Source organism: Rhizobacter sp., from assembly GCF_035702065.1.
Taxonomy (GTDB): Bacteria; Pseudomonadota; Gammaproteobacteria; order Burkholderiales; family Burkholderiaceae_C; genus Rhizobacter.
Genome location: NZ_DASSRA010000386.1, coordinates 1 through 8,933 on the forward strand (window position 1 = coordinate 1; position 8,933 = coordinate 8,933).

At 68.5% G+C, this 8,933-nt stretch carries 8 protein-coding genes; all 8 read left to right on the forward strand.

Annotated elements, in window-relative coordinates:
- Nucleotides 1–219 precede the first annotated feature (219 nt).
- Nucleotides 220–1,884, forward strand: a complete 1,665-nt coding sequence (gene flhF, locus VFL64_RS16955) for a flagellar biosynthesis GTPase FlhF (RefSeq protein ID WP_489541555.1) — start codon at nucleotides 220–222, stop codon at nucleotides 1,882–1,884.
- 57 nt (nucleotides 1,885–1,941) lie between these two features.
- Entirely contained in the window at nucleotides 1,942–2,721 is a 780-nt protein-coding gene (locus VFL64_RS16960; protein ID WP_489541556.1) for a MinD/ParA family ATP-binding protein, read from the forward strand.
- Between the two features lie 19 nt (nucleotides 2,722–2,740).
- Nucleotides 2,741–3,454 (forward strand): RNA polymerase sigma factor FliA, encoded by a 714-nt coding sequence (locus VFL64_RS16965; RefSeq protein WP_489541557.1) that lies wholly within the window; start codon nucleotides 2,741–2,743, stop codon nucleotides 3,452–3,454.
- 15 nt (nucleotides 3,455–3,469) lie between these two features.
- Complete coding sequence (locus tag VFL64_RS16970) at nucleotides 3,470–4,822, forward strand: methyl-accepting chemotaxis protein (RefSeq protein ID WP_489541558.1); 1,353 nt, start codon at nucleotides 3,470–3,472, stop codon at nucleotides 4,820–4,822.
- Between the two features lie 127 nt (nucleotides 4,823–4,949).
- On the forward strand, nucleotides 4,950–5,717 hold the full coding sequence (locus VFL64_RS16975) for a class I SAM-dependent methyltransferase (protein WP_489541559.1): 768 nt from the start codon (nucleotides 4,950–4,952) through the stop codon (nucleotides 5,715–5,717).
- A gap of 99 nt (nucleotides 5,718–5,816) precedes the next feature.
- Nucleotides 5,817–7,322 (forward strand): DASS family sodium-coupled anion symporter, encoded by a 1,506-nt coding sequence (locus VFL64_RS16980; protein ID WP_489541560.1) that lies wholly within the window; start codon nucleotides 5,817–5,819, stop codon nucleotides 7,320–7,322.
- Nucleotides 7,323–7,347: 25 nt separating this feature from the next.
- On the forward strand, nucleotides 7,348–7,989 hold the full coding sequence (locus VFL64_RS16985) for a 2Fe-2S iron-sulfur cluster-binding protein (protein WP_489541562.1): 642 nt from the start codon (nucleotides 7,348–7,350) through the stop codon (nucleotides 7,987–7,989).
- Nucleotides 7,990–7,991: 2 nt separating this feature from the next.
- A partial coding sequence (locus tag VFL64_RS16990; protein WP_489541561.1) for an FAD-binding protein occupies nucleotides 7,992–8,933 on the forward strand: 942 nt, incomplete at its 3' end.

Consider the following 8,933-nt stretch of genomic DNA (forward strand, 5'->3'; position numbering starts at 1 on the left):
CGCCTCAAGTTCCGCCCCCACCCCGGAACAATGGCAAAGCGCTCAACCACTGCGCCCCGCCATGACGACCGTCCACCCGACCTCCCGCCGACACCTCGCCGAATCACCCCAAATGACCGGGTTTCGGCTGGCTCATTGCCCGACCGTCGTGGCACACCCTCTTACACACTTGATGCCATGCCAAGCCCCCCATGCGGGCGCGGCCAAGCGGAGCAACCCATGAACGTCAAACGCTTTACCGCGCGCACTTCGCGCGACGCCCTGACCCTGGTGCGCCAGGCTTTCGGCGAAGACGCCGTGGTGTTGTCGACCAAGCCCTGCCCCGAAGGTGTGGAAGTGCTGGCCATGGCGCCCGAAAGCGTGCAGCAGATCGAGCGCCTGTCGGCCTCGTCGATCGCCGCCCGCAGCGCCTCGCAACAAGCTCAGCCGCAGGCCCGCGCCGCGGCCAAGCCGAGCATGCCGCTCGCGCCGATGCAGCGCCCCGACCCCGAAGACGAGGTGAGCGACGACGTGGCCCGCCTGTCGATGAGCACGCTTTCGTTCCAGGACTACGTGCGTGAACGCATGCTCAAGCGCCGCCAGGCCGCCATGAGCGCGCAACGTCACCAGGAACCGAGCTTCGCCGACTCGCGCCAGGATCTCGAACCCGACCTGCCCAGCGCGCTGGAGCAGCGCCTGGCCGCCCGCAGCGCCACCCTGCCACAGCCGCCCAAGGCCGCGCCTGCGCTGGCCGTGGTGCAGCAGCCCGTCGTGCAGCGCACCGCCGTGCGCGAGCCGCCGGTGCTGCGTGAAGAGGTGCGTGTCGCCGCCCAGCAGGCCCAACAGGCCGCACCAGTGCAGATGTCCGCCCCCATGCCCATGCCGGTGCAGCAGCCCCAGATGGCCGTGCCTTCGCTCGCCGATGCTTCCAGCGCCGTCAACCAGGCCGCCGCCCGCCGCGAGCAGCAGGACATGATGAACGAGCTGCGCTCGATGAAGGGCCTGATCGAAGACCGCTTCGGTGCGCTCGCCTTCATGGAGAAGATGCAGCGCCACCCGGCGCAGGCCCAGCTGATCCAGAAGCTGCTCGACTGCGGCTTCTCGCCCGCGCTGACCCGCAAGCTGGTCGAGACGCTGCCGAGCGATGTGGCCGACGAGACCGCCTGGGCCGCCAACGTGCTCGAGCGCAACCTGCTCACCGGCGAAGCCGAAGCCGCCATCGAAGACCAGGGCGGCGTGTTCGCCCTGATCGGCTCCACCGGCGTGGGCAAGACCACCAGCGCCGCCAAGATCGCCGCCGCGTTTGCCGCCAAGCACGGCGCCAACCACCTCGGCCTGATCACGCTGGACGCTTATCGCGTCGGCGCGCACGAGCAGCTGCGCGCCTACGGCCGCATCCTCGGCGTGCCGGTGCACACCGCCCACGACCGCGCCTCGCTCGAAGACCTGCTCGACCTGCTGGCCAGCAAGAAGATGGTGCTGATCGACACCGCCGGCATGGCGCAGCGCGACACCCGCACCCGCGAGCTGCTCGACATGCTGGGCCACCGCTCGATCCAGAAGCTGCTCGTCATCAACGCCGCCGCCCAGGGCGAGACGATCGAAGACGTGATGATTTCCTACCGCGCCGCGGCCTGCAAAGGCATCGTGCTCTCCAAGATGGACGAAGCCGTCAAGCTGGCCCCCGCGCTCGACGCGCTGATCCGCCACAAGCTCAAGGTGGTGGGCGTGGCCAACGGCCAGCGCGTGCCCGAAGACTGGCACCGCCTGTCGGCCCATGCGCTGGTGCACCGCGCACTGCGCGTCAACGTCAACCCGGCCTACCGCGTGGAAGCCGCCGACGTGAACCTGATCTTCACGGCCCGTCAGCAGGCGCAGCGTGCGCGCCCTTCGCTCCACGCCTGATCTCCACGCCTGATGGCCTTCAACGGTTTCTGAGTGCTTACCCAACACAAGAATTCCATGCACGACGCCTTCGATTCGTCCTACCCCGCCGACCAGGCCCAGGGCCTGCGCGAGATGTTCGCCCACGCCCGGGTGCGCTTCGTACCGGTGGTGGCCAACCCGCACGTGGCCTTCGGCGGCGTGATGCTGGAGCGGCTGTGCACCGCCTTCGGCGAGCAGGGCGCCCACGTGCTGGTGATCGACGCTGGCGACCGTGCCCCCGCCCCCCAGGAGCTGGCCGCGCTCGACCTGGCCGAGTGCATCGAAACCCTGTCGCCGCAGGTCTCGTACCTGGCGGCGCGTGGCCTACCGGTGCGCTATGTGGATGCGACCGGCTCGACCGCGAGCTTCCTGCAAGCTGCTTCCGACGCCGCGCCGCAAGCCGACGTGGTGCTGGTGCATGCCACCGAGTCCGACCTGTGCCGCCTGTTCGCCCGCAGCGAGGCCCGCCCGCTGCTGCTGGCCGACGACCGCCCCGCCAGCGTGACCCACGCCTACGCCGCGATGAAGCTGCTCAGCCAGCGCGCCGGCCTGGTGGTGTTCGACCTGCTGCTGTGCGCCGCGCCCACTTCGCCGCGCGCAGAACGCATCGCCATCCAGCTCGCCACCTGTGCCGACGACTTCCTTGGTGCGGTGCTGCGCGACTGGCTGCAGATCGACCCTGCGTCCGATGCCCGCGAGGCCCCCACGAGCGCACTGCGCCGCTGGGCCCGCGACGCGTTCCTGCAAGGCCCCGGCGGCTACCTGCCGCACGCGAGCACGCTGAACGCGCTGGCCTCACAACACGCCTTGAATTGACCTCTCGGAGCCGAGAACCATGTACACCGCCAAAGGCCAACTCGACGTCAACTCGATGCTCAAGCAGTACAGCCCGCTGGTGCGCCGACTGGCCCACCAGATGATCGCCAAGCTGCCGGCCAACGTCGAACTCGACGACCTGATCCAGGTCGGCATGATCGGCCTCACCGACGCCCTGAGCCGCTTCGACGCTGCGCAAGGCGTGCAGTTCGAGACCTTCGCCACCCAGCGCATCCGTGGCGCCATGCTCGACGAGCTGCGCGGCAACGACTACCTCTCGCGCGGCGTGCGCAAGCAGCAGCGCAGCATCGAAGGCGCGGTGCACAAGCTCGAGCAGAAGCTCGGCCGCGCCCCCGCCGAAAGCGAGATCGCCCGCGAGATGGGCGTCACGCTGGCCGAGTACCAGGACCTGCTGGGCAAGGTGCGCGGCACGCAGCTCGTGTACCTCGAAGACATGTCGGGCGACGAAGGCGACAACGACTACCTCGACCGCCACGTGGCCGACGAAGGCTTCAACCCGCTCGCGCAACTGCAGGACCAGCGCATGCGCGAGGCCCTGGTCGAGGGCATCAAGAACCTGCCCGAGCGCGAGCAGTACGTGATGAGCATGTACTACGAGCACGACATGAACCTCAAGGAGATCGCCGCCGTGCTCAAGGTGACGGAATCTCGTGTGTGCCAGCTGCACAGCCAGTCGATCGCGCGCCTGCGCGTGAAGCTGCGCGAGTGGTAATTCAACGGAAGCGTCATGTTCCAGGTCTTCAGATCCAACCGCAGTGCCCTACCCGTGGCGGCTGCGGAGCCGGTGACGGCAGCGCAGCAGCCTGACCTGCGCGCTGCCGTTCAGTCCATCGGCAAGCAGGCTTCCACCATGGGCCGCGAAGTCGCCGAAGTGCGCGGGCAGCTCGACGACACCGCCAAGGGCGCCACGCGCCAGGCGAAGGCCGTGGCCGCATTGGCGGAGCAGCTCAAGAGCATCACGAGCGCGCAGGACGAGATCCGTGGCGTGACCGCCGGCAGCCTGCAGGCCGTTGCGCGTGCGCGCGAGGCCGTCGAAGGCATCGGCAACGAGGTCTCGGGCATCGTCAACACCCTGCGCAACGTGGCCGACGCGGCCGGGCAGATCACGCAGGTGGCCCTGCAGACGCGGCTGGTGGCGTTCAACGCCTCGGTCGAGGCCAAGCGCGCCGGCGAGGCCGGCCGCGGCTTCGGTGTGGTGGCGGATGCGGTGAAAGACCTGGCCGGCAAGGTCGAGGCCTCGTCCAAGGCCATCATGAGCACCGTGGGCGAGCTCGACGGGCGCATCGAAGCGCTGTCGCGCGAGATCCAGTCCAAGCCCAACCAGGCCGAGCAAGGCGCTTTCCAGCGCGCCTTGGCCGAACTGGAAGGCGGCGTCTCCAGCATCACCGAAGCCGCAGCGCAGAGCCGCAACATCTGCAGCGGCCTGAACGGCCAGATGTCGGCCATCGAAGGCGAGATGCACAGCGCCACGCGGGCCCTCGACTCCGCCCTGGTGCGCAGCGAATCCTTCCTCAAGGTGTCTGAACACCTGATCGAGCTCGTGGCCGAATGCGGCATCGAGACCGAAGACACCCCCTTCATTCTGTCGGTGAAGGAAGCCGCGGCGCAGATCTCCAAGCTGCTCGAAGACGCCCTGCGCACCGGCACCGTCACCGAAGCCGCCCTCTTCGACGAGCACTACAAGCCCATTCCCCACACCCACCCGGCCCAGGTCACGACCCGCTTCGTGGAGCTGGCCGACCGCCTGTTCCCGCAGGTGCAGGAGCGCGTGCTGGCCTCCAACCCGAAGATCGTGTTCTGCATCTCGGTGGACCGCAACGGCTACGTGGCCACGCACAACAAGGTCTACTGCAACCCGCAGCGCGGCGACGTGGTGTGGGACACCGCCAACAGCCGCTACCGCCGCATCTTCAACGACCGCACCGGCCTGGCTTCGGCGCGCAACCAGCGGCCGTTCCTTCTGCAGACCTACCGCCGCGACATGGGTGGCGGCAAGTTCGTGCTGCTCAAGGAAGCGGCGGCACCGATCACGGTGAATGGCAAGCACTGGGGCGGCCTGCGGCTGGCGTTCAACTTCTGATGGATCTCACCATGGCGTCATCCCGGCGCACGCCGGGATCCACCGGCGCGCAATGGCATGGCGCTACGAAACATTTCGCCTTGCCGGCAGTGGATCCCGGCGTGCGCCGGGATGACGGGATCCTTTGATGTGGCCCTTGCCTGCCTTGCTGGTCTGGGCGCTTTGCTGGGGCACCTTCGTGGGCCTGCAGGCACTCAACGCACATGACTGGGCAGCCCTGCTGCTGTCCACCGCCATCGGCGCGCTGCTCAGCCTGCTGAGCAGCCGGCGCTGGCGCCGGGTCATCGTGGCGCTGGGCTTTCCGCTGTCCGTGCTGGCGTCGGGCATGGCAGCCAACGTGCCGGCCTGGGGCTGGCTGCTGCCGCTGCTGGCCTTGTTCGCGATGTACCCGCTGCACGCCTGGCGCGATGCACCCATGTTCCCCACGCCCTCCGGTGCCTTGAACGGCCTGTCACGCGTCGTTTGGCTCGACGGCGAATCGCCGCGTGTCGTCGATGCGGGCTGCGGCCTGGGCGACGGCCTGCGCGAGCTGCGCACCCAGTTCCCGCAGGCCCGGCTCGAAGGCCTGGAATGGAGCTGGCCGCTGCGCCTGGCCTGCGCCTGGCGTTGCCGACTGCTGCGCGTGCCGGCCCGCGTGAAGCGCGCCGACATCTGGAAGGCCGACTGGACGCCCTACGCGATGGTCTATCTCTTCCAGCGACCCGAAAGCATGCCCCGTGCAGTGCGCAAGGCCGCCCGCGAACTGCGCTGCGGAGCCTGGATGGCGAGCCTGGAGTTCGAGGCCGCCGACCTGCAACCCACCGCCGTGCACACCTGCGCGGATGGCCGGCCACTGTGGCTCTACCAGGCGCCGTTCAAGGTGCGCAAGGGATCGGCTGGCCTGCTGACGGCTTGAACCGGCGGGGTGGACGCCCCATTGTCAAACCGGTCCCTCGAACGCTCTAATACGCGCAATCGCTTGCGGTCAGAGCGTTGTTCTGCGGAGGTGTACCGAATGTTCGCAAAGCTCGTGGCCGCGTTGCGCTACTTCAACGGGGCTGTTCCATTCCGGCTGGTGCCGGCCCTGATCACCACCGCTGTGCTGGTGATCCTGCTGCTGATCCCCACGCCCGAAGGCCTCAAGCCCAATGCCTGGACGCTGGTGGCGATCTTCCTGACCACCATCGTGGCCATCATCCTGAAGGTCATGCCCATCGGCGTGATGGCCTTGATGGCCATCGTGATCGTGTCGCTCAGCGAGGTGACGTCCAACTCGTCCAAGGGTGCGATCGCCGATGCGCTGAGCAGCTTCGACAGCCCGCTGATCTGGCTGATCGTGGCGGCCATCCTGATCTCGCGCGGGCTCAAGAAGACGGGCCTCGGACAGCGCATGGGCCTCTTGTTCATCCGGGCGCTGGGCAAGCGCACCATCGGCATCGGCTACGGCCTCGCCTTCTGCGACCTGCTGCTCGCGCCCTTCACGCCCAGCAACACCTCGCGCGGCGGCGGCATCGTGCACCCGATCATGAAGTCGATCGCCAACGCCTTCGACTCCGACCCCGAGAAGGGCACCGAAGGCAAGGTCGGCACCTACCTCGCGCTGGTCAACTACCACGCCAACACCATCACCTCGGGCATGTTCATCACCGCCACCGCGCCCAACCCGCTGGTGGTCGACTACGTCGCCAAGGCGACCAACTCGAAGATCTCTCTCTCCTGGACCGACTGGGCGCTGTGCATGCTGCTGCCCGGCGCGCTGTGCCTGCTGGCCATGCCGCTGGTGATCTACCTGCTCAAGCCGCCCGAGCTCAAGGCCACGCCCGACGCCATCCACTACGCGCGCGACGAACTGGCACGCATGGGCCCGGTGTCGGCCAAGGAGAAGGTCATGATGGGCACCTTCGGCCTGCTGCTGCTGCTGTGGGCCAACGTGCCCGAGATGATCTTCGGCCCGGCGTTCAACCTCGACCCGACGGTGGTGGCCTTCCTCGGTGTGTTCATCCTGATCATCACCGGCACCATCAACTGGGACGACGTGCTGGGTGAAAAGTCCGCCTGGGACACGCTGATCTGGTTCGGCGCGCTGGTGATGCTGGCCGAGCAGCTCAACAAGCTGGGCGTCATCAAGTGGTTTTCCGATGGCATGAAGGACGTCATCGTCGCCAGCGGCATCGGCTGGGGCGGCACGGCCGCCGTGCTGGTGCTGGCCTTCCTGTACTCGCACTACCTCTTCGCCAGCACGACGGCGCACGTCAGCGCCATGATGCTGGCCTTCCTGACGGTCGGCGTGAGCCTGATGCCGCCGGAATACGTGGGGCTCTTCGTGCTGATCATGGTGGCCAGCTCGACCATCATGATGACGCTCACGCACTACGCCACCGGCACCTCGCCCATCGTCTTCGGCAGCGGCTACGTCACGCTCGGCGTGTGGTGGCGCGTGGGCTTCATCATGAGCGTGCTGGAGCTGCTGGTCTACGTCTTCATCGGCGCCGCCTGGTGGAAGGTGCTGGGCTACTGGTGAGGTGGGCATGAGCAAGGCTTCGGAGCTGGTCCAGCTCAGCATCGATGGCCGGGCGCTGCAGGCGCCGGCCACCAGTTCGATCCTGCAGGCCATGGTGCATGCGGGCCAGACGCTGGTCGAAGGCGTGGGCTGCATGGGGCAGGGCGTGTGTGGCTCCTGCCGTGTGATGGTGCGCAAGGCTGGCGAACGCGAGGTGAGCACCGCGCTCGCCTGCGAGACCCTGGTCGAAGAGGGCATGCAGGTGGCCTTTCTCGAGTACTTCACCGCCTCGATGCCGCACCGCTACCGCATCGAAGACTTCACCGACAGCTGGCAGGCGCTGCCGCAGATCAACGAGGTCTTCCCCGAGGCCAGCCACTGCCGCCACTGCAGCGGCTGCGACCGCGCCTGCCCCAAGGGGCTGGAGGTGCAGCGCGGCGTGAACCACGCCGCCGCGGGCGAGCTGGCCGCCGCGAGCGAGGTGTTCGACGAGTGCGTGATGTGCAACCTCTGCACGCTGGCCTGCCCCGAGCACATCAGCCCCAACCACCTCGGCTTGTTCGTGCGGCGGCTGCGGGCCTCGGCCTCGCTGCGGCCTTCGGACCTGCTGCTGCGCCTGCAGGAGATCGAGCGCGGCGAGCAGACCATCGACTTCGATGCGCCCGGCGCGCACCCCCCGGCGCGCTGAGCATGGCGACCGGCATCCCCTACGAGACCGCCCGCCAGCGCTACCGCGTGGGCGCCACGCCCGCCCTGCGCAACGATGCGGGCAGCGTCGACGAGCTGCTCAAGGGCTACCACCCCGATCACGGCCCCAACGCCCGCGTGGCGCTGGCCGTGGGCGTGAACCGCGGCGACGCCTGCCAGCCCGCCCTGGCGCAACTGCTGCACGCCACTGCCCAGATCGACGATGTCGACATCGCCGGAGCGCAGCTCGTGAGCACCGACGTGCTGGTGGTCGGCGGCGGCGGGGGCGGTTGTGCCGCAGCGCTCAGCGCGGCCAAGGCGGGCAGCAGGGTCATCCTCGCCACCAAGCTGCGCCTGGGCGACAGCAACACCGTGATGGCCGAAGGCGGCATCCAGGCTGCGGTGGGCGCCGACGACAGCCCGCAGCGCCACTTCGAAGACACGCTGCGCGCCGGGCACTTCAGCGCCGAGCCCGAACTGGTGGCGCAGATGGCGATGGATGGCCCGGATGTGATCCGCTGGCTCATCCGCCTGGGCATGCAGTTCGACCTGGAGGACGGCCACAGCGCCTTCGGCGGCAAGCTGCTGCGCAAGAAGCCAGGTGGGGCCACGGCCGCTCGCATCCTCTCGTACCGCGACTACACGGGCCTCGAGATGATGCGCGTGCTGCGCGAGGCGGTCGACCTGGAACCGAACGTGTCGGTGTTGAACCGCTGCCCCGTGGTTGAACTGCTCACCGACGACCAGGGCCGCTGCGCCGGTGCCGTGCTCTACAACCTGGAGTGGCGCTGCTTCGTGCTTGCGCGCGCGCGGGCCGTGGTGCTTGCGACCGGTGGCACCGGGCGGCTGCACTTCAACAGCTTCCCCACCTCCAACCCCGTCGGTGCCACCGGCGATGGGCTGGTGGTGGCCTACCGGGCCGGTGCGCGCCTGCGCGAGCTGGAT

Bases quoted from the DNA above. Each gene is read 5' to 3' on its own strand.
- flhF (WP_489541555.1), top strand. From the start codon at position 220: ATGAACGTCAAACGCTTTACCGCGCGCACTTCGCGCGACGCCCTGACC.
- VFL64_RS16960 (WP_489541556.1), top strand. From the start codon at position 1,942: ATGCACGACGCCTTCGATTCGTCCTACCCCGCCGACCAGGCCCAGGGC.
- VFL64_RS16965 (WP_489541557.1), top strand. From the start codon at position 2,741: ATGTACACCGCCAAAGGCCAACTCGACGTCAACTCGATGCTCAAGCAG.
- VFL64_RS16970 (WP_489541558.1), top strand. From the start codon at position 3,470: ATGTTCCAGGTCTTCAGATCCAACCGCAGTGCCCTACCCGTGGCGGCT.
- VFL64_RS16975 (WP_489541559.1), top strand. From the start codon at position 4,950: ATGTGGCCCTTGCCTGCCTTGCTGGTCTGGGCGCTTTGCTGGGGCACC.
- VFL64_RS16980 (WP_489541560.1), top strand. From the start codon at position 5,817: ATGTTCGCAAAGCTCGTGGCCGCGTTGCGCTACTTCAACGGGGCTGTT.